Source organism: Mycolicibacterium bacteremicum, assembly GCF_002086115.1.
GTDB lineage: Bacteria > Actinomycetota > Actinomycetes > Mycobacteriales > Mycobacteriaceae > Mycobacterium > Mycobacterium bacteremicum.
This window is the reverse complement of record NZ_MVHJ01000022.1, coordinates 1-23,930: the sequence shown is the minus strand read 5'-3', so window position 1 is coordinate 23,930 and position 23,930 is coordinate 1. Positions and strand designations below refer to the sequence as shown.

The window sequence follows — 23,930 nt, the reverse complement described above, 5'->3', positions numbered from 1 at the left end:
CGGGCGATGGCACGCATCCACGCCTTCGGCGACGACGCACTCGGCGATCTCGACGCGGTCGGTCTGGCCGCCGCGCTCCGGGCCGGCACCGTGTCCCGGGCCGAGGTCATCGAGGCCGCCATCGCCCGCGCCGAGGCCGTCAACCCGGACCTGAACGGCCTGGCCGTGCGGGCCTACGACCGCGCCCGCGCCGCCACCCCCCGCGGTGGCTTCTTCGCCGGTGTCCCCACGTTCGTCAAGGACAACGCCGATGTCGCGGGCCTGCCCACGATGGATGGCACCGACGCCTGGGTGCCGCGGCCCGCGCCCGCCGACGGGGACTTCGCCCGCAGTTACCTGGCTACCGGACTGGTCGCGCTGGGCAAGACCCAACTTTCGGAATTCGGGTTCAGCGCCTCGGCCGAACACCCGCGTCTGGGAGCCGTGCGCAATCCCTGGAATCCCGAGTACACCGCCGGGGCGTCGTCCTCGGGGTCGGGTGCCTTCGTTGCCGCCGGCGTCGTTCCGATCGCCCACGCCAACGACGGTGGCGGCTCCATCCGCATCCCGGCGGCCTGCACCGGCCTGATCGGGCTGAAGCCCACCCGGGGCAGGCTGCCACTGGACCGGCAGATGCGTCAGATGCCGCTGCGCATCGTGGCCAACGGCGTGCTCACCCGGTCGGTCCGCGACACCGCGGCGTTCTACCGGGAGATGGAAATGCTCTACCGCAACCCGAAGCTGCCACCGATCGGCGACGTCACCGGTCCGGGAACGCGACGGTTGCGCATCGCCGTCACCACGGAATCGATTGCCCGCGAGGCCAGTCCGCAGGTGCGCGAGGCAACCATGAAGACCGCCGCCCTGTTGGAGGGGCTGGGTCACCGGGTGACCGAGATCGCCAATCCGATCCCGGCGTCGTTCATGAACGACTTCCTGCAGTACTGGTCGCTGTTGGCGTTCGCTCTGGTGCGCGGTGGCAGACGGACCTTCGGCCCGACCTTCGACCGGGGCCGGTTGGACAACCTGACCCGCGGACTGGAGCAACTGGCGGGCCGCAATCTGCACCGGATGCCGCTGGTCATCGCCCGGCTCTCGCGCATCCGTCGCATCACCGCGCGCCTGGGGCAGCGCTACGACGTGCTGCTCATGCCGACCCTCGCCGACCTGACACCGCGGATCGGGCACCTCGATCCCACCGCGGACTATCAGCAGATCATCGACCGACTGATCGACTGGGTGGCCTTCACCCCGCTGCAGAATGTCACAGGTGATCCGGCAATCTCGTTGCCGCTGAACCGGTCTGCCGACGGCATGCCGATCGGTGCGATGTTCGCGGCCACCGCGGGCAACGAACGCACGCTGCTGGAACTGGCCTTTGAACTGGAGCAGGCCAGTCCGTTCGCGCGTATCCAGGACTGACAGGCGACGAAATCCGAAGCGACCGCGACATATCGTCGTAATCGCAGTGCGGTTCGTGTAACTCCGCCGATACCGGGTATCTCGGTGGACGAAACACGTTGCGCCCACCATTCTTTCCGTGGAGCCCCTCGCACCCACAATCGTTCGGTCACCGGAGATCGCCCGCACGTCGGGGAACACCTTCGGGTGCCTTGTCCGATTCGCGGTCGCGAACATCCGCCGCCGACCCGAACGCTTTGTGCTCGCTGTTCTCGGCATCGCCCTGGCGATCGCCTGCGTCACCGTCGTGCGCACCATCTCGGCGAGTTTCGCCATCACCGGCGCGGATTCGGTGACCGAAGTCCTCGGCGAGTCCCAGTTGTGGGTGGTTCCCGCCGCCGGTGTGCACTACGACCCGGCGGCCCGGGCCCTGGTGACCGACGGCCCGGCGCCCACCTTCGTCGCACCGCCGGACTGGGGTGCGATCCGCACCCTGGCGGGGGTCACCACCGTCGGCGACACCACGGTATCGCTGCGCGGCGCCGAAGATGTCAGTGCCGGGCAGGCCATCATCGGCTCAGAGCTCGCCGCCCGGATGGGTATGGCCGACGGCGCCACGCTGGACATCGGGGGGCAGAGGTTGGCCGTGGATGTCGACGGTGACGGTGAATCCATCACGGTGACAACAGATCTGGCGCGGCAGACCATCGGTGAGAATGGATGGTGGACCGTCACCGCGCCGATCGGTCAGGAACAACGTCGTGACCTGGCCCAGATCTTCGGCGCCGCCACCGGCCTGGCGTACTCGTCCGACCCCGCGGTCCGGCCAGACCCGGCGGGCCCCGGCCTCATCTATGACACCGTGGGCGGCTCGGGCCCGCTGACCTTCGAACAGAAATTCTCCGCGCTGTTCTCCGGCAAGGTCACCAGCTCCACGCTCGGCATCATCTCGACCATCGGACTGATCCTCGGTTTCGTCATCGCGGTGTCCTCGTTCCTGGCCGCCGTCGCCGAGCGCAAGCGGGAGTTCGGCATCATGTCCAGCATCGGACTGGCCGACGAGGTGCTGTACTTCTTCCTCGTCGAATCCGGCATCGTGTTCCTGACGGCCTATATCGTCGGCGTCCTGAGCGCCGGACTTGCTGTCGCACTGGTGATCCCGCAGATCGCCACGCTGAGCGCCTGGGGCCAGGCCGCCGGCATGGTCGCCGCCTTCATCCCGGCCATGGCCATCGTCGGCGCACTTGTTCCCGTGCACCGCCTGCTGCAACAGCGCCCGGTCGATCTGCTGGGGGGCCGATGAGCGCCTGCGCGAAGAGGAGAGGGGTGCAGCTGAGATGCGATACGGATTGAGCTACGGCTGGCTGTCCGCCCGCCGACGGATCCGCGAGATGATCCTGCCTGCCGTCACGACCGCCACCGGCGCATTCCTGGTGGTGATCGTGCTCGGTATGGCAGAGGGAATCCGGGCCCAGTCCGCCGCCCTGGGAAACGCCGACGAGATCGGCGCGGCCGTTCTGCTGATCGCGGTGACCGTACTGCTGGTCGGCGTCGTGGAGGTGGCGGTAGCCACCACGCGCACCGTCGCCGGTCGCACCCGCGAGCTCGGCGTGCTGGGGGCCAACGGGATCCGGCGCCGACCGGTGGTGATCGCCCTGTTGGTGGAACCGATACTGGCCGCACTCAGCGGAGCCCTCGCCGGTGCCGCGCTGGCCGCCGTCGTCGGGATAGGACTCGGCGCCACCGGTTTCGCACCCGCCGGTGTCGACTTGCTCGGTCTGGCCGGCGGCGCCGCTCTCGCGGTCGTCGTCAGCATCACTGCCGCGCTGGCCACCAGCATCGTCCCCACCTGGAACGCCGCCTCGCGGCCCCCGATCCGATCACTGAGCAGCGGAGGATGACCATGACCGCCATCGACGAGAACCCCGTCGCCGTCACCTCGGGCGCCGATCCGGCACCCGTCGTCGACATCTCCGACGTCTGGAAGCTGCACAAGCTCGGCGATGAGGTGGTCAAGGCCCTCATCGCCGTCGAACTCACCGTGCTACCAGGTGAATTCGTCTGCCTGATGGGACCCAGCGGCAGCGGAAAATCGACGCTGCTCAACATCATGGGTGGATTGGACCGGCCGACGAAGGGCACCGTATCGGTGGCCGGCCAGGACACCGCCAAGCTGACCGAGAGCCAGTTCGCCGCGCTGCGGCACGACACCATCGGCTTCATCTTCCAGAGCTACAACTTGATCCCGTTCCTGTCGGCCGTGGAGAACGTGGAACTACCACTGATGTTCGAACCATACGACCGCAAGGCGCTGCGGCAGCGCGCCACCGAATTGTTGGAGATCGTCGGACTCGGCCACCGCGTGCACCACCAGCCGACCAGGATGTCCGGTGGTGAACAACAGCGCACCGCCATCGCGCGGTCGTTGATCTCCAACCCGACGCTCGTGCTGGCCGACGAGCCGACGGCGAACCTGGACCAGCGCACGGGGGAAACAGTGGTGCGCATGCTGCGTGACCTGTGCTCGACGCTGGGCGTCACGGTTGTCGCGAGCACCCATGACGCAGCAGTGGCCGACGAAGCAACCCGGGTAGTGCGAATGAAGGACGGACAGATCGTATGACTGCAGAATTGGAAGCCACCCCGACCGCCGCGCGGGACAAGCTCATGACCACAGAGCTTGTCCCCGAACAGATCCTGCCCAAGGTGATGACCACCTTCGGCCTGACCGCCGCGTATGTGTTCATCATCTGCTGGATCACCGGCTCGTCGGTGATGGCCGGCGGCGGCTGGACCGCCATCCCGATGTGGGTGCTCGGCATTCTCACCTTCCTGGTGCCGGCCGGCATGGCCGTGGTCGAACTCGGCAACCTCTGGCCGGGACAAGGTGGTGTGTACATCTGGGCGACCCGCACGATGGGGGAGACCTGGGGATTCATCGGCGGTTACCTGTCGTGGGTGCCGGTGATCCTGAACGCGGCATCCTCACCCGCGGTGGTGCTGCAGTTCTTGCTACTGGCCTTCCACGCCGAGCTGGGACTGACGACCAGCATCATCCTGCAGCTGGTGATCCTGTGGACGGTCATCGGACTCGCGCTGGCGAAGCTGGCCGCGAACCAGAAGATCATGAACATCGTCTTCGTCGTCTACGGCATCCTGACGCTGACGATCTTCATCTCGGGCCTGCTGTTCGCCGTCAACAACGGTTCGGCCACCCCGTTCAGCTGGGCCGAGGCGACCATCCCCAACTTCGCCGTCGCGGGCTTCCTGTACGGCACCGTGCTGCTGTACCTGCTCGGCGTGGAGACGCCCTACAACATGGGCGCGGAGTTCCTGTCGGTGCGCAAGAGCGGACCCAAGATGATCCTGTGGGGTTCGACTGCGCTGGTGGTGATCTACCTGCTGACCACGCTCGGCACCATGATGGCCCTGCCCGGTGATCAGATCGACCCGGTGACCGGTGTGATCGGCATGCTCGATGTCGCGGGCTTCCCCGGATTGATGGAGATCTGCGCCATCGTGCTGGCGTTCATCATCATCGTGGCATTGATGACCTATCAGGTGGCCTACTCGCGGCTGATCTTCGTCTCCGGACTGGAGCGTCACCTGCCGCGCATCTTCACCCACCTCAACCCGCGGACCCGCAACCCGGTCACCGCGGTGCTGATCCAGGGCGTGATCTCCTCGCTGATACTGGTCGGGTTGTACTCGCAGAGCAGCATGGCCAATGTCACCATCTACCTGCAGGGCGGATTGTCCACGGTGTGGCTGCTCAGTGGCTTCTTCTTCCTGATCCCGGTGATCGTGGCCCGCAAGAAGTACGCGGATCGCTATGCCGCCGAACAGTTCTGGCGTATCCCCGGCGGGATGGCCGGGGTGTGGACCGTCGCGGTGATCGGATCCATCGGCACCATGGGCGGCATCTACTACTCCTTCGTCACCCCGTGGATCGACGTCCCGCAGGGCACCTGGATGACGTGGGTGGGCGGGATCAGCCTGGGCATGTTCGCCCTCGGCCTCACCGTCTATGTCTTCGGGCGCCGCTCGGCCCGCAAGGTGTCACAGGACGACGCACTGGCCCACCTGGCGGTATTCGATCTCACCAAGACAGATGCGGAGGACGCAGCAAAATGACGATGGACAGCACCGTGCTGAGCGCCGGGTACACCCAACCCGACACCCGGTACCCGCTCGACCCGCTGACCGGGCCCGAGATCGAAGCGGCCGCTGCCGTCATCACCGCATCGGACTATGCGACACCGACATTGAAGTTCGTCATGATCAGCCTGGCGGAGCCGGCCAAAACACCGCAGCTGACATTCCAGGGACTCCCGGCTGTGCCGCGTCAGGCGTTCGTGACGATGTACGACGCCGCGGCGAAGATGATCTACGAGGCGGTCGTGGACATCGAGGCGCGCGTCATCGACTCCTGGACGGCGGTTCCCGGTCGCTTCCCGTCCTACCTGGTCGAGCACATGACCGGTGTGGAGGAGGCAGTGAGGAAGGACCCGCGGTGGCAGGAGGCGCTGCGCAAGCGCGGTGTCACCGACTTCGGCCTCGCGATGATCGATCCGTGGCCGGCCGGCTACTACGGTGCGCAGGACCACTACGACAATTCGCCCTTGATCTGCCGGCCGTTGACGTTCATGCGGGCCGCACCGAACGAGAACGGTTACGCACGCCCGGTCGAGGGTTTGATCGTCACGTTCGACCTGGACACCATGACCGTGCTCGACGTGGAAGACCATGGTGTGGTGGCGCTGCCGGCCAAGGGCGGCAACTACGCACCCGAGTTCATGTTCAGCCCCGACAACCGGCCCGCCTTCGACGGCTTCCGGGACGGTGTGAAGGAGATCGCGATCACCCAGCCTGACGGGCCGAGCTTCACCGTCGACGGCTGGAATGTGACCTGGCAGAAGTGGTCGCTGCGGGTGGGTTTCAACCCGCGCGAGGGGCTGGTGCTGCATGAGCTCACCTACACCGACCGGGGGACCGTGCGGCCGATCATGTACCGGGCCGCGCTCTCGGAGATGGTGGTGCCCTACGGTGATTCCTCGCCCACGCACTGGAACAAGAACGTCTTCGACATGGGCGAGGTGGGTATGGGCTTCTCGGCCAATCCGCTGACCCTCGGGTGCGACTGCCTGGGTGAGATCTTCTACTTCGACGGGACGGTCAACGATTCCGACGGCAATGCCGTCACGATTCCCAATGCCATCTGCATGCACGAGGAGGATTACGGAATCTCCTGGAAGCACACAGATTTCCGCACCGGTGCGGTGGAGGTGCGTCGCTCGCGGCGGTTGGTGATCTCGATGATATGCACGGTGGGTAACTACGAGTACGGGTTCTTCTGGTACCTGTACAACGACGCCTCCATCGAGATGGAGGTCAAGCTCACCGGCGTGCTGACCACCGGGGCGGTCGCCGAAGGCGAGATCCCGCGCTGGGGCAAGATGGTCGCCCCCGGCATGTACGGCCCCAATCACCAACACTTCTTCAACTTCCGGATGGACATGTCCATCGACGGACCGGGAAACAGTGTGTACGAGGTGGATTCGATCCCGGAGCCCGACGCGGCGCTCAACCCACACCACAATGCCTGGATCACCAGGGACACCCTGGTGGCGTCCGAGGCCGAGGGCGCGCGGGACTGGGAGTACGCGACGGGCCGGTACTGGAAGGTGGTCAATCCCAGCAAGCTCAACGAGTTCGGGTCACCGGTGGGCTACAAGCTGATGCCCAAGGACATCGTGCCGGTGATGGTGCAGGAGGGCTCGGTCATCTATGACCGGGCGCGATTCGTCCAGCACAACCTCTGGGTGACCAGGTTCGACCCTAGGGAGCTCTACGCCGCGGGCAACTACATGTACCAATCGGCCGACGCCCAGGGGCTGCCGGAGTACATCGCCGATGACGCGCCACTGGAGGACACCGATGTGGTGCTCTGGTACACCGTCGGCGCACACCACGTCGTCTGCCCGGAGGACTGGCCGGTGATGCCGTGCCACTACACCGGTTTCAAGCTCAAGCCGGTCGGCTTCTTCGACGGCAATCCCGCGCTCGACCTGCCACCGTCCCCGCCGAAGGCCTGCCACAGCCACTAGTCGGTGCCGACGGCGGCCAGGATGGTCTTGAGTGCGGCGCGGTCGCCGTCGGTCAGCCGGCCCAGTATCCGTCGCTCGGCGTCGCGCACCCCGTCGTCGGTGCGGGCCAGGAGAGTCAGTCCCTCGCGGGTGAGCTCGGCAGGTAGCGCCCGCCCGGCGGACACGGTGGCCGGGCGAGTGATCAGGCCGCGTTCCTGCAGGGCCCGCAGCACCATGTTCATCGCCTGGGGCGAGACGGCGACCTCGCGGGCCAGTTCGGCGTTCGAACGACCGGGCGCCTTGGACAGGATGCGCATGCAGATGTACTGCGGGAATGTGAGATTCAGCGGTTCCAACACGCGGGAGGTGACGTCGTTGCGCAGGGCCAGCGCGGCGCGGTGCAGCAGATAGCCCAGTGGCTGATCCGGCGACGGGGACGACATGTCAACCATATTGACACATATCAACCGCATTGATATACCGGAATCATGACCGCACCGGAACCGCAGGACATGTTCGAACAGGCCTACCGCGGCGACGCGCCCGAATTCGAGGGCGCCCGTCCGCCGTGGAGCATCGGCGCCCCGCAACCCGATATCGCCGCGCTCATCGAGTCCGGGCGGGTGCACGGCGAGGTGCTCGACGCCGGATGCGGCGAGGCCGCCACCGCGCTGGAGCTGGCCGCCCGCGGGTTCACGACGGTCGGCCTGGATCTTTCGCCGACCGCCATCGACCTGGCCCGCGCGCAGGCCGCCGCCCGCGGACTTGCCAATGCCTCGTTCGACGTCGCCGACATCAGTGCGTTCACCGGCTACGACGGCCGCTTCGGCACCATCATCGACTCGACGCTCTTCCACTCCATGCCGGTCGAACTGCGCGAGGGGTATCAGCAGTCGATCGTGCGGGCCGCCGCGCCGGGCGCCTCCTACTTCGTCCTGGTCTTCGACGCCGGGGCGCTGCCCGCGGGCGGCCCGGTGCACGCCGTCACCGAGCCCGAACTGCGGGAGGTCGTCGGTAGGTACTGGCACATCGACGAGATCCGGCCCGCCCGCATCCACGCCAACCTGCCCGCCGCGGTCGTCGCCGCCGGACCGTTCGCGCCAACCGACATCCGCGACGAGGACAGCGGTCTCAAGTCGGTCGGTGCCTGGCTGCTGTCGGCGCATCTGGCCTGAGACGCGACACGCGCCTCGCACCCCGAAGTCGCCGGGACACCATCATGAGGCAGGATTGACTCCGGATCAGGTGTCGCGGGACCGAAGGAGTCTGATGGCCGAGCCAGGCAGCACGAGCCCCGGAATCATTCGACCCGCCTATACGCGGGTCCTGCTCAAACTCGGTGGCGAGATGTTCGGCGGCGGCCAGGTCGGGCTCGACCCCGACGTCGTCGCCCTGGTCGCCCGCCAGATCGCCGACGTCGTGCGGGCCGGCGCGCAGGTCGCCGTCGTCATCGGCGGCGGCAACTTCTTCCGCGGCGCCCAACTGCAGCAGCGCGGGATGGAACGCACCCGCAGCGACTACATGGGCATGCTCGGCACCGTGATGAACAGCCTTGCGCTGCAGGACTTCCTGCAGAAGGAAGGCATCGACACGCGGGTGCAGACCGCCATCACGATGGGTCAGGTCGCCGAGCCCTACATCCCGCTGCGGGCGCGCAGACACCTGGAGAAGGGGCGGGTCGTCATCTTCGGTGCCGGCATGGGCCTGCCGTACTTCTCCACCGACACCACCGCCGCGCAGCGCGCACTCGAGATCGGCGCCGAGGTGGTGCTCATGGCCAAGGCCGTCGACGGTGTCTTCACCGCCGACCCGCGCAAAGACCCGGACGCACAACTACTGACCGCCATCACCCACCGCGAAGTGATCGACCGGGGCCTGCAGGTGGCCGATTCCACTGCCTTCAGCCTCTGCATGGACAACGGCATGCCCATCCTGGTGTTCAATCTCCTCACCGACGGCAATATCGCGCGAGCGGTCGCAGGTGAGAAGATCGGAACACTGGTCACCAGCTGAGCGCGCCCTGAAGGAGATAGACACGTGATCGACGAAACCCTCTTCGACGCCGAGGAGAAGATGGAGAAGGCGGTGTCGGTGGCTCGCGACGACCTGTCGTCGATCCGCACCGGCCGTGCCAACCCCGGCATGTTCTCCCGCCTGAACATCGATTACTACGGCTCGATGACCCCGATCACCCAGCTCTCCAGCATCAACGTGCCGGAGGCGCGGTTGGTGGTCATCAAGCCGTACGAGGCCAACCAGCTCAAGGCCATCGAGGATGCGATCCGCAACTCCGATCTGGGCGTCAACCCCTCCAACGACGGCAGCGTCATCCGGATCTCGGTGCCGCAGCTCACCGAGGAGCGCCGCCGTGAACTGGTCAAGCAGGCCAAGGGCAAGGGTGAGGACGCCAAGGTCTCGGTGCGCAACATCCGGCGCAAGGCGATGGACGAACTGGCCCGCATCAAGAAGGACGGCGAGGCCGGTGAGGACGAGGTCGGGCGCGCCGAGAAGGATCTGGACAAGACCACCGGGCAGTACGTGAACCAGATCGACGAGTTGGTCAAGCACAAAGAAGGCGAGCTGTTGGAGGTCTGATGACCTTTCAGCAGGGCAGTCCAGTGGTAGACGCCGACCCACCGAAAAAATCTTCGCGCGCAGGCCGTGACCTGCCCGCGGCCATTGCCGTCGGCGTCGTCCTGGGCGGGCTGGCGATCGGCACACTGCTGTTCGCGCCGCTGTGGTGGCTACCGCTGCTGGCGGTGGCGATCGCGATCGCCACCCACGAGGTGATCCGGCGCCTGCGCGAGCAGGGGTTCGCGCTGCCGACCGTGCCGCTGCTGGTCGGCGGGCAGGCGATGATCTGGTTGACCTGGCCCTACGGGGCGACAGGACTGCTCGGTGCCTACGCCGGAACCATCGTGATCTGCATGGTCTGGCGGCTGCTGGGCCAGGGGCTGAACAAACAACCCGTCAACTATCTGCGTGATATCGCGGTGTCGGTGCTGTTGGCCACCTGGGTGCCCATGTTCGCGGCGTTCACCGCACTGCTGATCTTCGCCGAGGACGGCGGCGGGCGGGTGTTCACCGTCATCGCGACCGTGGTGTTCGCCGATATCGGCGGATACGTCGCCGGCGTGCTGTTCGGCAAGCATCTGATGGCGCCGGCGATCAGCCCCAAGAAATCCTGGGAGGGCCTGGGCGGCTCGCTGGTCTTCGGCACCGCCGCCGCGATCCTGTCGGTCACCTTCCTGCTGGACAAGCCGGCCTGGATCGGTGTGCCGCTGGGCGTGCTGCTGGTCATCACCGGTGTCCTGGGCGACCTGGTCGAGTCTCAGGTCAAGCGGGATCTGGGCATCAAGGACATGGGCACACTGCTACCGGGGCACGGCGGCATCATGGACCGCATCGACGCGATGCTGCCCTCGGCCGTCGTCGGCTGGATCGTCCTCACGCTGCTTGCCTGACCCCCGGCTGCGTCCCGACCGTGCGTTCAGCCAGCACGCCAGCGCGCCCAGCACCAGGCCTGCCCCGATCCCGATGTCGACGCGCTCGCCGAGCATCAGCCAGGACAGCACGCCGGCAACGGCGGGGATGACGCAGAACAGCATGGCCACCGAGGACGCGCCGTGCAGGTTGATCGCCCGGACATACATCGACACCCCGATCACCGCATTGAGCAGCACCACGCCGGCGACCCCGAGCACGGCCCGGGCGGCATCGTGGACGACGACCGGCGTGGTCAGCGCCAGTGCGAGCGCCGGGACGAAGGCCACCAGGTTCTGCACCGACGTGGACGCCCGGAAGTCGACATCGGCACAGAAGCGCTGCTGGTAGACCCCGCCGGCGGCCAAGCCCAGCAGGGCCACGAGCAACAGTCCGACCACGGGATCGACACCGCCGGTCGCGATCAGTCGGGTGGCACACGCGGCGAGCACCGCGGCCACCCCCAGCACCAGCGCGACGATCCGGCCCGGGGTCAACCGGTCGCGCAGGAACGCCGCGGCCAGTAGGGCGGTGGCGACCGGGTTCATCGCGATGACGACCGCGCACAGCACGGCGGGCGCGCCGCGTTGGATGGCCACATACAGCGCGCAGAACTGGACGGCCTGCATCAGCAGCCCCGCCACCGCGACATGGGCCAGGGTGCGCCCGGCCGGGATCCGCACTCGCGCGGCCAGTGCCCAGATGCCGAGGATGGTGCCGGCAAGACCGAATCGCAACGCCAGCACGGCCATCGGCGACAACGCGTGGACGGCGATGTTGCCGATCGGGTACCCCAGCGCATAGAAGAAGGTCACGGCGGTCGCCGTGCGCATCGGCATCCGGGTCGGCGTCATGGTTCTCATGGTGGGGGTTGCCGGCGGGCCCGGTCCAACGAATATCGGCAATCACGATCGATCGACAATCGTGATCGGTCGATGCGTCCTACGGGTGAAACTGCGTGGTTTTTTTCGGTCTTTTGATCGTTACCGCTGATCGGAGTACCTTGTCGGCATGGGTCAGGTCCTCGATATCGCGCCGCTGCGCAGCGTCGTCGCGGTCGCGGACTGTGGCGGGTTTCACCGCGCGGCGGCCGTGTTGCACATGACGCAGTCGGCGGTCAGCCAGCACGTGCGCCGTATCGAGGCCGTCGTCGGCGGCCCGGTCGTCGAACGGTCCGGCCGCGGCATCGCGTTCACCGAACTGGGGCACCGCGTGCTGGGCCACGCGCGCACCATCCTCGCCGCGCACGATGCCGCCCTGCTCGACCTCGGGGCCGCCGAGGAGCGGGTCCTGTTGATCGGGGCGACCGAGCACGGTGCCGACGTGATGTTGCCGCGGCTGACCGCCGCCCTCGGTGAACGGCTGCCGGACTGGCGGTTGCGGTTCCGCCTCGACCGCAACGTCATGCTGGCCGACGCGATCGAACACGGGCACGTCGACCTGGCCGTCATGCTGGACGGCTCCGGCCTGGATCCCGCGCACGCATCCGGAATGCTGGCGCTGAAATGGGTGTCCGGCCGCGGTTTCGAGCTGTCGGCGGGACAACCGCTGCCCGTGGTGATGTTCTCCGAACCCTGCACGCTGCGCGAGCCGACCTTCGCAACCCTGGAACGGCTGGGCACCGATTACCGCATCGCCGCCGAATCCGCCGATCTGTCCGGCCTGTACGCGGCCGTCCGGTCGGGCCTGGGAGTGGCGCTGCTGCCGATGATCGGCCGCTTACCCGACGGATTGTGCCCGGCCGAGGGACTCCCGCCGGCCAACCGGGCGTCGGTGTTCGTGCGCGGCCGCACCGGGATGGATTCCGCGGTCCTGGAAGCGGTCGAGCAGACCGTACGTGACGTCCTGGCCGAACAAGCCTGATACTGGAGCTGACGATGAAGCAGGAACTGGTTTTCGATGCACCGCGACGCGGACTGCCGCCGCGGCACCTCGCCGACCTCGATGCCGATGGCCGGGTCGCGGCCGTCGCCGAGCTCGGTCTGCCCAAATTCCGGGCCAAGCAGTTGGCCAACCACTACTACGGCCGGTTGAGCACCGACGCACACGAGATGACCGACCTGCCGGCGGCCGTCCGTGACCAGGTGGCCGAGGCGCTCTTCCCGACCTTGATCACCCCGGCCCGGCAGATCCAGTGCGATGCCGGCGAGACCCGTAAGACGTTGTGGCGCGCCCTGGACGGCACCACCTTCGAATCGGTGCTGATGCGCTACCCGCAGCGCAACACGGTGTGCATCTCATCGCAGGCCGGCTGCGGGATGGCGTGCCCGTTCTGTGCGACGGGACAGGGCGGTCTGCAACGCAATCTGTCCACCGCCGAGATCCTGGAGCAGGTGCGGGCCGCGTCCTCGGCGATGCGGTCCGAACATGACGGCAGGCTCTCCAACATCGTCTTCATGGGGATGGGGGAGCCGCTGGCCAACTACAACCGGGTGGTCGCCGCCGTGAAGCGCATCATCGCTCCGCCGCCGGAGGGATTCGGGATCGGCGCGCGATCGGTGACGGTGTCCACCGTCGGGCTGGCGCCGGCCATCCGCAAGCTCGCCGACGAGAAACTCGGTGTGACACTGGCACTGTCGCTGCACACCCCGGATGACGAACTGCGCGACACCCTGGTCCCGGTGAACAACCGCTGGAGGGTCGACGAGGTGCTCGATGCGGCCCGCTACTACGCCGATGTCACCGGCCGCCGGGTCTCGGTGGAGTACGCCCTGATCCGTGATGTGAACGACCAGCCGTGGCGTGCTGATCTGCTGGGCAAGAAGTTGCACAGCAAGCTGGGGCCACTCGTGCACGTCAACCTGATCCCGCTCAACCCCACGCCGGGAAGCGAATGGGACGCCAGTCCCAAACCGGTCGAGCGCGAGTTCGTGCGCCGAGTCCAGGCCAAGGGCGTGTCCTGCACCGTGCGCGACACCCGCGGTCGTGAGATCGCCGCCGCCTGTGGGCAGTTGGCGGCCGAGGGCTAGCTGTACAGCTAGCCCGGCTTGTTGACGAACCAGATGCTCTCCTCGCGGAGACGGCGGCTGCGCCAGCCGCCGTCGGTGCGCACCATCTCGTGGTGGTAGTACCCGCCGCAGGTGCTCTGCTCGGGCAGGCCGCGAACCTGAAATGGGTTGTAGAACATGGCTCGTACGCTTGCGCGGTCACCGTCGACCTGGGCCTCGACATTGGTGATGTAGTGCATGCTCCACGCGATCAGGCCCCAGTTCGCGGTGAACCAGTCCACCACCTCTTCGCGTGAGCCGCTGATGGCGCCGGCCGAGGAGTAATCGATGTGGGCATCGGCGGTGAATACCGACCGGTACAGCTCCCAGTCACTGCTGTCGACGGCGCGGGCATAACGGGTCAACAGCGCGGTGATCTGTAGCTGGTCGTCCACCCAGCTCACCACACCACCTCCAGTCGCAGGTTCTGGATCTGCCAGCCGTCCGATCCGCGCACCAGATGGTCATGCCAGCGGCCGCCGAAGAAGCTCGTCGTGTCGGTGCCCGGCAGGCCGACGGCGTTGAACCACATGGCGATCGCGGTGGCGGTGTCACCCTCCACGGTGCTCTCGATGTTGGTGACGTAATGCATGCCCACCGAGATGGACCCGCGATGTCGGGCGAGGTAGGTGACCGCCTCGTCGACGGAGCCGACGACCAACCCGGCCGCCGAATAGTCAACGTGTGCGTCGTCGGTGAACAGGGATCGGTACAGCGGCCAGTCTCCGGCGTCGACGGCCCGGCAGTACCGGGTCAGCAGCGCCGCGATCTCCAGGTTGTCGGCGATCGTCACTGGTCGGGCAGGCCGATGGTCTTGGCATCGAGGTACTCCTTGAAGCCCTCGGCGCCGTTGCGGTAACCCAGCCCGCTCTGCTTGGTGCCGCCGAACGGGCTGCCGATGCCGAAGTGGCTCTTGCCGTTGATGGTCACGTTGCCGGTGCGCATCCGGGTGGCCACCCGGAAGGCCCGCTCCAGATCACCACCGGACACCTCGCCGGACAGCCCGTAGATCGAGTTGTTGGCTATCGCGATGGCCTGCTCGTCGGTGTCGTACGGAATGACCGCCAACACCGGTCCGAAGACCTCCTCCTGGGCGATCTGGGAATCGGGGTCGACGTCGGCGAGCAGGGTGGGCTGGGTGTAGTAGCCCACCGGCAGATGCTCGGGCACACCACCACCGGTCACCAGCCGGGCACCGTCGGCGACCGCGTTCGTGACCAGACCGAGCACCTTCTCGCGCTGGGTCTGGCTGATCTGCGGACCCTGCATGTTGGCCGGATCCCACGGATCGCCCACCGCGAAGTTCTCCATCATTGCAGCCATGATGGCGATGCCCTCGTCATACCGACTGCGCGGCAACAGGATGCGGCTCGGCAGGATGCAGCTCTGCCCGCTCATCACGCACGCCATCAGGGCGGCCATCGGCAGCGCCATGCTGAAGTCGGCATCATCGAGCACGATGTGCGCACTCTTGCCGCCCAGCTCCAACAGCGTCTTCTTCACGGTGGCGGCACCGGCGGCCAGGATGGCCCGGCCGGTCGCGGTCGACCCGGTGAAGGTGATCATGTCCACCCGGGGGTCCGCCGACAGCGCTGCCCCGACCTCGTTGGCGTTGCCCACCACGACGTTGAACACCCCGGCCGGGATATCGGTCTCCTCGGCCACGATGCGCCCGTACTCACTACCCGACCAGGGGGTGAGCTGAGCGGGCTTGAGGACGACGGTGTTTCCCGCCATCAGCGCGGGCACCGTTTCGGCCACATTCAGATAGAAGGGCACATTCCACGGCGTGATGGCGCCGACGACGCCGACCGGCTCGTAGTGGATCTTGCGCCGCGCCGGACCCAGCGGGGTGTCGTGCACGCCGTTGTCGACCAGGTACTCGAATGCCCGGCCGTGCTCGGCCCAGTGTCTGACCTCGTCGATCGGGCTCTCGATCTGACTGCCGGTCACCTTCACCGGGCAGCCCACCTCGGTGATCAGGATGCGGCGCAGACGCTCCTTGTTGCGTTCGAACGCCTCGTGCAGCTGGGTCAGGCAGTGGTACCGGAACTCGAGATCGCGGGACCAGTCCGTCTCGTCGAACGCGCGCCGGGCCGCTCCCACCGCACGTGCCATATCGTCGACGGTTCCGTCGGTGGCCTGCCCGGCGACCTGCTCGGTGGCCGGGTTGATGACATCGAAGGTCGCACCGCCGGCGGTGTGTTGCAGTTCGCCGTCGATCAGCATCCGCTCGTCGCCGGCCAGTACGCCCGTCTCTTCTACGCTGGTCATCTGCTCAGCATTACAAATCGGGCGCGCAGTGTCAGCCCCTTGGGCCGAAGTCGGCTACTTGATACCGACGGCGTGGCGCAGTTGGGCCAGGAACTGACCGTCGTCGTCGCTGCGGACGATGTAGTGCGATATCGCCACCCGGATCGCGGTGGCCGCCTTCACGTGGGCGTTGGCTCCGCTGAGCAGTTTCAGCAACCGGGCCCGCATGACCGGGATGACGTGGCCGAGCTGGGCGATGACGACTTCGGGTTCGATGTCGACCACCCGTACCCCGGAGTAGGCCTGCTGGTATTCGACGATGAAACGCAGTGCCGCATCCAGCTTTTCGGTGCCGCGCAGACCCGCGGTCGCGGTGCTGATACCGGTGTCGAACATCTCACGCTCGTAGATGCCGAAGGCGCGCAACAACTCTTCCTTCGAGGCGAACCAGCGGTACAGCGTCGGCCGGGAGACCCCGGCCTGCAGCGCGACCTCGGACAGACTCAACTTGGTCTGCCCGTTGCGTCCGAGCACCTCGGCCGTCGCGGCCAGGATCCGGCGCTGCGTCGAGGTGTCCTCGGCGGCATCGGGCTGGGCGGGCAGGGGCTTGTTCACGTCAACGATGGTAGTTGCTGTCGCATCACAAAGAGGCCCGTAAGGCCGGAACCGTGTCGAGATCACCCAATGCCGACACCGCGCGCTGCAGTCCCGCCATCGCGATGTCATCGGCCTGCATGCCACCCATGCCGGCGGTGATCAGCGTCGCGACATAGGCGTACAGCGCGGCCTGCCGATAGCGACGCCACAAGTCGTCGCGGCCGAGTTCCGGTCCGCCGGCGGCGGCCAGTGCGGTGCGGTAGAGGTCGAGCAGATCACGTTGGGTGGCCACCCGGTCGGCGGTCGTCATGCTGGTGATCAGTGTGTAGGACAGTTCCCGTGACGGATGCCCGCGGCGCACCGCCTGCCAGTCCAGCAGGCCGGCTCTTCCGTTGCGGAAGTAGACATTTCCCGGATGCGCGTCGCCGTGCATGACGGTGTGCGGACCGGCGTCGACCAGGGTCGCCACGGCGCGGTAGTTGTCGATGATGAACTGCCCGTCGCGCACCCCGATGGTGGTCGTGTCGCCGAGCCTGCGGATCGCTGCGGTGGCCAGCGGTCCGGTCAGCAGGGAAGTCGCGTCACCGGAGGCCGAGTAGATCCAACGATGGCGATCGGCCCGATCCCAGAACGTCGCGTGGACCCGAGCCAGCAGCTCGACGACCAGCGCTGCCCGGTCGGTGCCGAGCGGATGCAAAGTGTCGGGGAACTCACAAGCCGGTGCGCCGGGGTCGGCCAGATCTTCCAGGACGATCACGAACCGGCCCGTCACCGGATCGAAGGTCGCACCGTGGCAGACCGGCACATCGTCGAGCCGGTCGGACAGCTCGCGATAGAACCGGACCTCGGTGGCGGCGAGGCGGCCGAGCTCACCCATCAGGCGGGTGGCCACGGTGTGGGCGGGCATCTTGACGAACACCGAGGCCGGCACCCCGTCACCGGTCAGCGCCAGACGTGCTCGCGATGAGGTGCCGGCGTCCCCGGCGAGGCGCCGCACGCCGGTGACGGTGCGATCCAGCACGGCGGACAGTCGGGCGGCGGTCAGGTCGGCGGTGCGGCGTGGCATGGCGCGGGCGCGGCCGAACACTGCGTCGGTTGCGATACGTTGCACACCACGACTCAGGTGCGCAGCCAGATCGAACATCGGACCGACCGTGCTGACCTGCAAAGGCATCGTGCAAGCTTACAAATCAATTGAAAATTGTAAAGCCTGAGAGTTGGGCGCGATCGGAAGGATCCTCATGGCGGGACCGATGCACGGTTTCCGGGTGGTCGAACTCGGCGTCTGGGTGGCCGCGCCGGCCGCCGGGGCGATCCTGGCCGACTGGGGTGCCGATGTCGTCAAGATCGAGCCCCCCGGTGGAGATCCGGCGCGCGGTTTCGGCCGGATGATGGGTCTGGACGGCGACCTGGGCATCGCGTCCAACCCGCCGTTCCAGATGGACAATCGCGCCAAGCGCAGCATCGTGCTCGACCTGACAGCGCCCGACGGTCGGGCCACCGCCCTGGAGTTACTGCGCACCGCCGACGTGTTCCTCACCAACATCCGGCCCGGCGCGCTGGCCCGGCTGGGCCTGGACTTCGCCACCGTGGCCGCCGTGAATCCGCAACTGGTGTACGGGTTGATCACCGGGTACGGCACCGAGGGGCCCGACGCCGACCGGGCCGCCTATGACGTCGCCGCATTCTGGGCCCGCGCCGGCATCGCCGACCTGTTGACGCGACCGGGGGACACCCCGCCGTTCCAGCGTGGCGGGATGGGCGATCACTCCGCCGCGATGACCCTGGCGGCCGCCGTGTGCGCAGGGTTGCTGGCCCGGACTCGCACTGGCACAGGGCAACTGGTCACCACATCGCTGTACCGGCAGGGCGCGTACACGGTGAGCTTCGACCTGAACACCGTGCTGATGACCGGACAGCAGGTTGCGATCGGGCAGCGCGAAACCATGGGTAATCCGTGTATGAACAACTACGCCGCGGGTGACGGTCGGCGGTTCTGGATCGTCGGCCTGGACGTCTCCCGGCACTGGCCGTCGCTGTGCCGGGTGGTCGGTCGCGACGAATGGCAGCACCGGTATCCGACACCGCGGGACCGGTTCACCCATGCGCGCGAGATCATCGCCGAACTCGACGACATCTTCGCCGGCCGGCCGTTGGCGGACTGGGAGCGGGTGTTCGCCGATGAGCCAGACTTCTTCTGGTCGCCGATCAACACCCTCGACGATGTGCTGGCCGACGCGCAATTCCATGCCGCCGGTGGCATCGTCGATGTGCCCGACGGGGATTCGGCCACACCGATGGTGGCCAGCCCGGTCGATTTCTCCGGCACGCCGTGGCAACCGCTCGGGCGGGCCCCGGAGCTGGGCGAGCACACCGAGCAGATCCTCGCCGAACTGTCTCAGGACCGCTGACGGTTCACCTCGCCGATCAGCTGAGCGACCTGCTGGTGGCTGACCGATCCACCGCTGAACGAGGTGATGCGGCCGATCGGGATGGAGGCGAGCATGCGGATCATGTCGGTGCCCAGGCCCGCGCCCTGACCCTCGCTCTGGCCATCGCTCTGGCCGAGTTCGGACATGGCCGCGGCCAGGATCGGCGCGGCCACCGGGTCGGCCAGCAGTTCACCGAGGGTGGAGTCCAGGGTGAACGGGGTGGTCACGGTGTCACCGGTCACGCCGATGGTGGCGTGCAGCCGCAGATCCCGGCTCGACGAACCGGCGTACACCGAGTACTCGCCGGCTTCGACCGTCCAGCGCGCCGAACCGGCATCCCAGTACGCGAGTTCGTCCCGGGGAACCGTGATGTCGACGGCGCGCCGGTCGCCGGGGGCCAAGGTCACATCGCCGAACCCGACGAGCCATCGCGGCGGCCGGGACACCCGGGAACCGGGCAGGCTTGCATAGATCTGCACCACCTCCCGGCCGAGCCGGTTGCCGGTATTGGTCACCGTGACGCGGACCGTCAGTTCGTGGGTGCCCTCGTGGACGGCCAGGTCGCTGTAGCCGAAGCTGGTGTAGGACAGCCCGTGCCCGAACGGGAAGGTGACCTCCAGGTCGCGCGCGTCATACCAGCGATAACCGACGAAGATCCGTTCGCCGTAGCGGATCTGGCCGTCCTCGGGGGTGAAGTTCAGATACCCGGGGCAGTCCTGCAGCCGCGCGGGCACGGTCTCGGTCAGCCGGCCCGACGGGTTGACAGCGCCGAACAGCACATCGGCGATGGCGGCCCCGCCACCCTGGCCGAGCAGGGCGCCGTCCAGGATCGCCGGCGCCAGTTCGGCCACGGTATCGAGCCGGACGACACCACCGTGGGACAGGACCGCCACGGTGCGTGGTTGGGCCTGCACCACCGCCGCCAACAGCTGCATCTGCTCCTCGGGCAGATCGATGTGGGTGCGGTCGAAGCCCTCCGACTCCTCCGCGGCGGGCAGGCCGAGGAAGACGACCGCGACGTCGGCCGCCCGAGCCGCCTCCAGAGTGTCCTCGGTGATGCCGTCCACATGACTGACCGATGCGGCGCGCGAACGGATCTCGTCGAGCGGGATGTCGAGGCGAGTCGGATTCACATGCGAGCTGCCGCCGCCCTGATAGCGCGGGTCCGTCGCGAAGCTGCCGATCACCGCGACCGACGAGGCCGGTGACAGCGGCAGCAGGTCGCCGTCGTTCTTGAGCAACACGATGGCACGCGCCGCCGCGGCGCGTGCCAGGTCATGATGCTCGTCGACGTCGAAAGATGTTGATTTGCCCGCGTGTTCGGACACCTTGGCGGCGAGCCGGGCCACCCGGGCGGCGGCACGTGCCACCACGGCAGCGTCCAGGGCGCCGGACTCGACCGCTGCGCTGACCTCGGTATCGGTCACCCCGCCGGTGGCGGGCATCTCCAGGTCCAGTCCCGCCGCGACGGCGCTGACCCGGTCGCGTACCGCGCCCCAGTCGCTGACCACCACGCCGTCGAAACCCCACTCGTCGCGCAGCACGGTGGACAGCAGCCACTCGTTCTCCGCTGCGTACACCCCGTTGATGCGGTTGTAGGAGCACATCACGGTCCACGGCTGCTCGCGGGTGACGATGCGCTCGAAGGCGCGCAGATAGATCTCCCGCAGCGTGCGCTCGTCGACCTGCGAACTGGCCCGCATCCGGTCGTCCTCGGCATTGTTGGCGGCGAAGTGTTTCAGCGAGGCACCGACGCCGCGGCTCTGCACACCGGCCACCCATGCCGCACCGAGGACGCCGGAGATCAGCGGATCCTCGGAGAAGTACTCGAAGTTGCGGCCGCAGCGTGGATCTCGTTTGATGTTGACGCCCGGGCCGAGCAGCACCCCGACGCCCAGCGCCCGGCTCTCGGTGCCCAGCGCCTCGCCTATCTGACGCACCAGTTCCGGATCCCAGGACTGACCCAATGCCACCGCCGGCGGGAAACAGGTGGCCGGTTCGCTCGCGCCGATGCCGACGTGGTCGGCGCTGCCGGACTGTTTGCGCACCCCGTGTGGGCCGTCGGTCAGCACAATCGACGGGATGTCGCCGACGGCCTTGGTGCTCCAGAACGTCTCGCCGCTGCCCAGGGCGGCCTGTTCGGCGGTGGTCAATGCGGTGGTGGGGTCGGTGCGCTCGGTCACCGTCTCCATTGTCCACATCGGTGGGTGAGCGGTTCCGGTCTAGCTGGGGCGGGTAGTCGGGAGGCCGGCGGCGTGCCGCAGTTGGGCCAGGAAATCGTCTCCGTCGTCGCTGCGGACCAGATAATGCGCAATCGCGACGCGCACTGCGGTGGCCGCCGCCACATCGGCGTCCTTGCCGGTGGTCATTCGCTCCAAGCGGGTCCGCAGCAACGGGATGATCTGGGCGAGGCGCGCGATCACCTGTGCGGGCTCGATGTCGACCATCCGCAGACCGGGGTAGGACCGTTGATAGTCGACGATGATGCGTAGCGCGGCATCCAGTCGCTCGGCGGCCGGTAGATCGCTGTCGATACGCGCCACCGCCCGGTCGTAGTGCCTGCGCTCCCAGACCACGAACGCATCGAGCAGGTTTTCCTTGGAGGCGAACCAGCGGTAGAGCGTGGGCCGCGACACCCCTGCCTGGGTGGCGACCTCGGACAGGCTGAGCTTGGTCATGCCGTAGTTGCCCAGCACCTCGGCGGTCGCGGCGAGAATCCGTTCCCGGGTGCTGTTGTCCGCCTCGTCGGCCATCCGCACAGCTTTACAAATTATCGACGCACTGTCACGCTGATTCTGCCGCGACATCGACGTCGCGTGCCGCTGTAGGAGGAATGCCGTGACAGTCGCCAGTGCCCCGCAGGCCCACGAGTACAGTCCGTATGACATCACCTCGCGCGACTTCTGGGCGCAACCCTTCGACATCCGCGACCAAACGTTCGCGCAGCTGCGGGCGCTGGACGGGCTCAGCTGGCACCGGCCGCTGTCGACGCTGTTCGAGATCTCCGAACCGGGGTTCTGGGCGTTGACCCGACGTGCGGACATCCATTTCGCGAGTCACCATCCCGAACTGTTCACCTCGACGCTTGGTGTCGCACTGGATCCGATGCCGGCCGAGGTGCAGCGCTTCGCGTCCTTCTTCCTGACCATGGACCCACCGGAGCACACGGTGTACCGCAAGCTGATCAGCTCCGCGTTCACCCCGCGCAATGTGCGCCGGATCGAGGAACAGATAAACGCCAACGCGGTCGCCGTGGTGGACAACCTGATCGGCGCGGGGGACATCGACTTCGTGCACGACTGCGCCGCCAAGCTGCCGATGGTGACGATCCTGGACATGCTCGGCGTGCCGAGCGCCGACCAGCCGGCGCTGGCCGCGGCGGCCGAGAAGCTGTTCAGCATGAGCGATGACGAGTACTCCAGCATCGAGGAACGCGCCGCCGACACCATCAACGAAATCATGCTGCTCAACGGCACCGGGGTGGAGCTGGCCAAGTTCCGCCGCGCCAACCCGGGTGACGATCTGATGACCAGCATCGTGCACGCCGAGGTGGACGGCCAGCGGCTGACCGACGAGGAGATCGGCGCGTTCCTGATCCTGCTCGCCTCGGCCGGTAACGACACCACGAAGCAGGCGACGACGCACGCGATGCTGGCGTTGGCTGCCCAACCGGCGCAACGGGATTGGTTGATGGAGGACTTCGAGGGTCGGATCGGTCTGGCCACCGAGGAGTTCGTGCGATGGTCCACCCCGGTGTTGCAGTTCGCCCGGTTCGCCACCGTGGATGTCGAGATCGCCGGTCAGCTCATCGGTGCCGGGGACAAGGTGGGTCTGTTCTACTGCTCGGGTAACCGGGATGAGAGCGTCTGGGCCGACCCGCAGGTGTTCGACCTGAGTCGAAAGCCCAACCCTCAGATCGGATTCGGCGGGGGAGGGCCGCACTTCTGTCTGGGACACGGTCTGGCCAAGAGCGAGTTGCGGCACATCTTCCGGGAGTTGCTGACGCGGCTGACGACGATCGAGTTCGGTGAGCCGGAGTTTCTGCACAGCAGCTTCGTCCATGGCATCAAGCGGTTGCCGGCGTTCGTGCGGTGAGCTGAGTTCGGTCGGCTGGCGGGGTGGACGTTCGCGGCTCTGAGTGGGCTCAAGCGAAGAACAGCCGCGAATGGTAGGCCGTCTCGGCCTGGGTCGGCGGCTCGGAAATTGCTGTTGCACGGCAGGGATTCTCGATGTAGACTCGAACACAAGTTCGAATGCAACATCGCTCCCAGTCTTCACCCGGTGAGCGCCAGACCGTGGCCCCGGTCGCGGCGAGGTTGCCCTGGTCTTGCGGGACCAGGCATGTGTTGCCTCATCGTGCCCTCGGGCACCGAGTGTGAAAGCCGGTATCCATCATGGACGCCACCGATTTCGACTCCTTTGTCGATGCGCTGATCGATGACCTCACCCCGGCTGAGATGCCGGACGATGACGCTGATCGGACGCTGTTTCATTTGTTGGAGTGTCCGCGGCCGGTCGTCGATGACGCGGCGCTGCTGGGCGTGTTGGCCGCGGCGGTGACGGCGGGCAATCTGCTGGCGTTCGTTGTTGCCTCGGCGGTGGCGGCCGCGGAGCGGGCCGGGATCCCGGCGCGAAGACATCTGAAGACGGGCACCGATCTGCTGACCCTGTTGGGGATGGCCCCGGGTGCGGCGGCGCGGGCGGTGCGGGTG

Annotated in this window: 23 protein-coding genes and 1 pseudogene; 15 read left to right on the top strand and 9 right to left on the bottom strand. The window is 67.3% G+C overall.

Annotation, left to right across the window (positions count from 1 at the left end; all coding sequences use genetic code 11):
* The first annotated feature begins 6 nt into the window (after positions 1 to 6).
* The 6 genes from BST17_RS21045 to BST17_RS21020 all read left to right on the top strand — a co-directional run bounded on the left by BST17_RS21045 (position 7) and on the right by BST17_RS21020 (position 7,487).
* Complete coding sequence (locus BST17_RS21045) at positions 7 to 1,401, top strand: amidase (protein ID WP_083060846.1); 1,395 nt, start codon at positions 7 to 9, stop codon at positions 1,399 to 1,401.
* A gap of 118 nt (positions 1,402 to 1,519) precedes the next feature.
* The gene (locus BST17_RS21040; RefSeq protein WP_234807761.1) at positions 1,520 to 2,683 is read left to right on the top strand and encodes an ABC transporter permease; all 1,164 of its coding nucleotides are present in this window, start codon (positions 1,520 to 1,522) and stop codon (positions 2,681 to 2,683) included.
* A 34-nt stretch (positions 2,684 to 2,717) separates the two neighbouring features.
* Entirely contained in the window at positions 2,718 to 3,281 is a 564-nt protein-coding gene (locus BST17_RS21035; protein WP_207573687.1) for an FtsX-like permease family protein, read from the top strand.
* A gap of 2 nt (positions 3,282 to 3,283) precedes the next feature.
* Positions 3,284 to 4,003 carry an ABC transporter ATP-binding protein gene (locus BST17_RS21030; RefSeq protein ID WP_083060897.1) on the top strand — a complete coding sequence of 240 codons (720 nt, stop codon included), beginning with the start codon at positions 3,284 to 3,286 and terminating at the stop codon, positions 4,001 to 4,003.
* Positions 4,000 to 5,514 (top strand): APC family permease, encoded by a 1,515-nt coding sequence (locus BST17_RS21025; protein ID WP_083060844.1) that lies wholly within the window; start codon positions 4,000 to 4,002, stop codon positions 5,512 to 5,514. The genes BST17_RS21030 and BST17_RS21025 overlap by 4 nt, the downstream gene beginning before the upstream one ends.
* Complete coding sequence (locus BST17_RS21020; RefSeq protein ID WP_083060843.1) at positions 5,511 to 7,487, top strand: primary-amine oxidase; 1,977 nt, start codon at positions 5,511 to 5,513, stop codon at positions 7,485 to 7,487. The genes BST17_RS21025 and BST17_RS21020 overlap by 4 nt, the downstream gene beginning before the upstream one ends.
* Here BST17_RS21020 and BST17_RS21015 read toward each other — a convergent pair.
* On the bottom strand, positions 7,484 to 7,909 hold the full coding sequence (locus tag BST17_RS21015) for a MarR family winged helix-turn-helix transcriptional regulator (protein WP_083060842.1): 426 nt from the start codon (positions 7,907 to 7,909) through the stop codon (positions 7,484 to 7,486). The two genes, BST17_RS21020 and BST17_RS21015, sit on opposite strands and share 4 nt — an antisense overlap.
* 45 nt (positions 7,910 to 7,954) lie before the next feature.
* Here BST17_RS21015 and BST17_RS21010 point away from each other — a divergent pair, with 45 nt between their 5' ends.
* The 4 genes from BST17_RS21010 to BST17_RS20995 all read left to right on the top strand — a co-directional run bounded on the left by BST17_RS21010 (position 7,955) and on the right by BST17_RS20995 (position 10,930).
* Positions 7,955 to 8,641 carry a class I SAM-dependent methyltransferase gene (locus tag BST17_RS21010; RefSeq protein ID WP_083060841.1) on the top strand — a complete coding sequence of 229 codons (687 nt, stop codon included), beginning with the start codon at positions 7,955 to 7,957 and terminating at the stop codon, positions 8,639 to 8,641.
* Between the two features lie 94 nt (positions 8,642 to 8,735).
* On the top strand, positions 8,736 to 9,479 hold the full coding sequence (pyrH, locus tag BST17_RS21005) for a UMP kinase (RefSeq protein WP_083060840.1): 744 nt from the start codon (positions 8,736 to 8,738) through the stop codon (positions 9,477 to 9,479).
* Between the two features lie 24 nt (positions 9,480 to 9,503).
* Entirely contained in the window at positions 9,504 to 10,061 is a 558-nt protein-coding gene (gene frr / locus BST17_RS21000; RefSeq protein WP_083060839.1) for a ribosome recycling factor, read from the top strand.
* On the top strand, positions 10,061 to 10,930 hold the full coding sequence (locus BST17_RS20995; RefSeq protein ID WP_083060838.1) for a phosphatidate cytidylyltransferase: 870 nt from the start codon (positions 10,061 to 10,063) through the stop codon (positions 10,928 to 10,930). Before frr ends, BST17_RS20995 begins: the two co-directional genes overlap by 1 nt.
* Here the strand turns inward: BST17_RS20995 and BST17_RS20990 are convergent.
* Positions 10,841 to 11,812, bottom strand: coding sequence for a DMT family transporter (locus tag BST17_RS20990; RefSeq protein WP_407937761.1), 972 nt, complete (start codon positions 11,810 to 11,812; stop codon positions 10,841 to 10,843). The genes BST17_RS20995 and BST17_RS20990 overlap by 90 nt on opposite strands.
* A gap of 148 nt (positions 11,813 to 11,960) precedes the next feature.
* Here BST17_RS20990 and BST17_RS20985 point away from each other — a divergent pair, with 148 nt between their 5' ends.
* Together BST17_RS20985 and rlmN are read left to right on the top strand one after the other, a co-directional pair.
* Positions 11,961 to 12,812: a LysR family transcriptional regulator gene (locus BST17_RS20985; protein ID WP_083060836.1), complete on the top strand. Its 852-nt coding sequence runs from the start codon at positions 11,961 to 11,963 to the stop codon at positions 12,810 to 12,812.
* Between the two features lie 14 nt (positions 12,813 to 12,826).
* Complete coding sequence (gene rlmN, locus BST17_RS20980) at positions 12,827 to 13,918, top strand: dual-specificity RNA methyltransferase RlmN (protein ID WP_083060835.1); 1,092 nt, start codon at positions 12,827 to 12,829, stop codon at positions 13,916 to 13,918.
* A gap of 8 nt (positions 13,919 to 13,926) precedes the next feature.
* Here the strand turns inward: rlmN and BST17_RS20975 are convergent, their stop codons facing one another.
* From BST17_RS20975 to BST17_RS20955, 5 genes are read right to left on the bottom strand one after another with little or no spacing between them, the layout of a single operon-like run.
* Complete coding sequence (locus tag BST17_RS20975) at positions 13,927 to 14,340, bottom strand: nuclear transport factor 2 family protein (protein ID WP_083060896.1); 414 nt, start codon at positions 14,338 to 14,340, stop codon at positions 13,927 to 13,929.
* Positions 14,337 to 14,729 carry a nuclear transport factor 2 family protein gene (locus tag BST17_RS20970; RefSeq protein ID WP_083060834.1) on the bottom strand — a complete coding sequence of 131 codons (393 nt, stop codon included), beginning with the start codon at positions 14,727 to 14,729 and terminating at the stop codon, positions 14,337 to 14,339. Before BST17_RS20970 ends, BST17_RS20975 begins: the two co-directional genes overlap by 4 nt.
* Positions 14,726 to 16,210, bottom strand: a complete 1,485-nt coding sequence (locus BST17_RS20965) for an aldehyde dehydrogenase family protein (protein ID WP_083060833.1) — start codon at positions 16,208 to 16,210, stop codon at positions 14,726 to 14,728. Before BST17_RS20965 ends, BST17_RS20970 begins: the two co-directional genes overlap by 4 nt.
* A gap of 54 nt (positions 16,211 to 16,264) precedes the next feature.
* Positions 16,265 to 16,804: a TetR/AcrR family transcriptional regulator gene (locus tag BST17_RS20960; RefSeq protein ID WP_083060832.1), complete on the bottom strand. Its 540-nt coding sequence runs from the start codon at positions 16,802 to 16,804 to the stop codon at positions 16,265 to 16,267.
* Positions 16,805 to 16,829: 25 nt separating this feature from the next.
* Complete coding sequence (locus BST17_RS20955; RefSeq protein ID WP_234807759.1) at positions 16,830 to 17,960, bottom strand: phosphotransferase; 1,131 nt, start codon at positions 17,958 to 17,960, stop codon at positions 16,830 to 16,832.
* A 67-nt stretch (positions 17,961 to 18,027) separates the two neighbouring features.
* Here BST17_RS20955 and BST17_RS20950 point away from each other — a divergent pair, with 67 nt between their 5' ends.
* Positions 18,028 to 19,197 carry a CaiB/BaiF CoA transferase family protein gene (locus tag BST17_RS20950; RefSeq protein ID WP_083060831.1) on the top strand — a complete coding sequence of 390 codons (1,170 nt, stop codon included), beginning with the start codon at positions 18,028 to 18,030 and terminating at the stop codon, positions 19,195 to 19,197.
* Here BST17_RS20950 and BST17_RS20945 read toward each other — a convergent pair.
* Both BST17_RS20945 and BST17_RS20940 read right to left on the bottom strand, forming a co-directional pair.
* Complete coding sequence (locus tag BST17_RS20945) at positions 19,185 to 21,410, bottom strand: glycoside hydrolase family 3 C-terminal domain-containing protein (protein ID WP_083060830.1); 2,226 nt, start codon at positions 21,408 to 21,410, stop codon at positions 19,185 to 19,187. The genes BST17_RS20950 and BST17_RS20945 overlap by 13 nt on opposite strands.
* A gap of 30 nt (positions 21,411 to 21,440) precedes the next feature.
* Complete coding sequence (locus BST17_RS20940; RefSeq protein ID WP_083060829.1) at positions 21,441 to 21,971, bottom strand: TetR/AcrR family transcriptional regulator; 531 nt, start codon at positions 21,969 to 21,971, stop codon at positions 21,441 to 21,443.
* An 85-nt stretch (positions 21,972 to 22,056) separates the two neighbouring features.
* Here BST17_RS20940 and BST17_RS20935 point away from each other — a divergent pair, with 85 nt between their 5' ends.
* Positions 22,057 to 23,313, top strand: a complete 1,257-nt coding sequence (locus tag BST17_RS20935; protein ID WP_083060828.1) for a cytochrome P450 — start codon at positions 22,057 to 22,059, stop codon at positions 23,311 to 23,313.
* A gap of 299 nt (positions 23,314 to 23,612) precedes the next feature.
* A pseudogene (locus BST17_RS29720) lies at positions 23,613 to 23,930 on the top strand (HNH endonuclease); the annotation flags it as partial.

Bases quoted from the DNA above. Each gene is read 5' to 3' on its own strand.
- BST17_RS21045 (WP_083060846.1), top strand. From the start codon at position 7: ATGGCACGCATCCACGCCTTCGGCGACGACGCACTCGGCGATCTCGAC.
- BST17_RS21035 (WP_207573687.1), top strand. From the start codon at position 2,718: ATGCGATACGGATTGAGCTACGGCTGGCTGTCCGCCCGCCGACGGATC.
- BST17_RS21030 (WP_083060897.1), top strand. From the start codon at position 3,284: ATGACCGCCATCGACGAGAACCCCGTCGCCGTCACCTCGGGCGCCGAT.
- BST17_RS21025 (WP_083060844.1), top strand. From the start codon at position 4,000: ATGACTGCAGAATTGGAAGCCACCCCGACCGCCGCGCGGGACAAGCTC.
- BST17_RS21020 (WP_083060843.1), top strand. From the start codon at position 5,511: ATGACGATGGACAGCACCGTGCTGAGCGCCGGGTACACCCAACCCGAC.
- BST17_RS21015 (WP_083060842.1), bottom strand. From the start codon at position 7,909: ATGTCGTCCCCGTCGCCGGATCAGCCACTGGGCTATCTGCTGCACCGC.
- BST17_RS21010 (WP_083060841.1), top strand. From the start codon at position 7,955: ATGACCGCACCGGAACCGCAGGACATGTTCGAACAGGCCTACCGCGGC.
- pyrH (WP_083060840.1), top strand. From the start codon at position 8,736: ATGGCCGAGCCAGGCAGCACGAGCCCCGGAATCATTCGACCCGCCTAT.
- BST17_RS20995 (WP_083060838.1), top strand. From the start codon at position 10,061: ATGACCTTTCAGCAGGGCAGTCCAGTGGTAGACGCCGACCCACCGAAA.
- BST17_RS20990 (WP_407937761.1), bottom strand. From the start codon at position 11,812: ATGAGAACCATGACGCCGACCCGGATGCCGATGCGCACGGCGACCGCC.
- BST17_RS20985 (WP_083060836.1), top strand. From the start codon at position 11,961: ATGGGTCAGGTCCTCGATATCGCGCCGCTGCGCAGCGTCGTCGCGGTC.
- rlmN (WP_083060835.1), top strand. From the start codon at position 12,827: ATGAAGCAGGAACTGGTTTTCGATGCACCGCGACGCGGACTGCCGCCG.
- BST17_RS20965 (WP_083060833.1), bottom strand. From the start codon at position 16,210: ATGACCAGCGTAGAAGAGACGGGCGTACTGGCCGGCGACGAGCGGATG.
- BST17_RS20955 (WP_234807759.1), bottom strand. From the start codon at position 17,960: ATGCCTTTGCAGGTCAGCACGGTCGGTCCGATGTTCGATCTGGCTGCG.
- BST17_RS20950 (WP_083060831.1), top strand. From the start codon at position 18,028: ATGGCGGGACCGATGCACGGTTTCCGGGTGGTCGAACTCGGCGTCTGG.
- BST17_RS20945 (WP_083060830.1), bottom strand. From the start codon at position 21,410: ATGGAGACGGTGACCGAGCGCACCGACCCCACCACCGCATTGACCACC.
- BST17_RS20940 (WP_083060829.1), bottom strand. From the start codon at position 21,971: ATGGCCGACGAGGCGGACAACAGCACCCGGGAACGGATTCTCGCCGCG.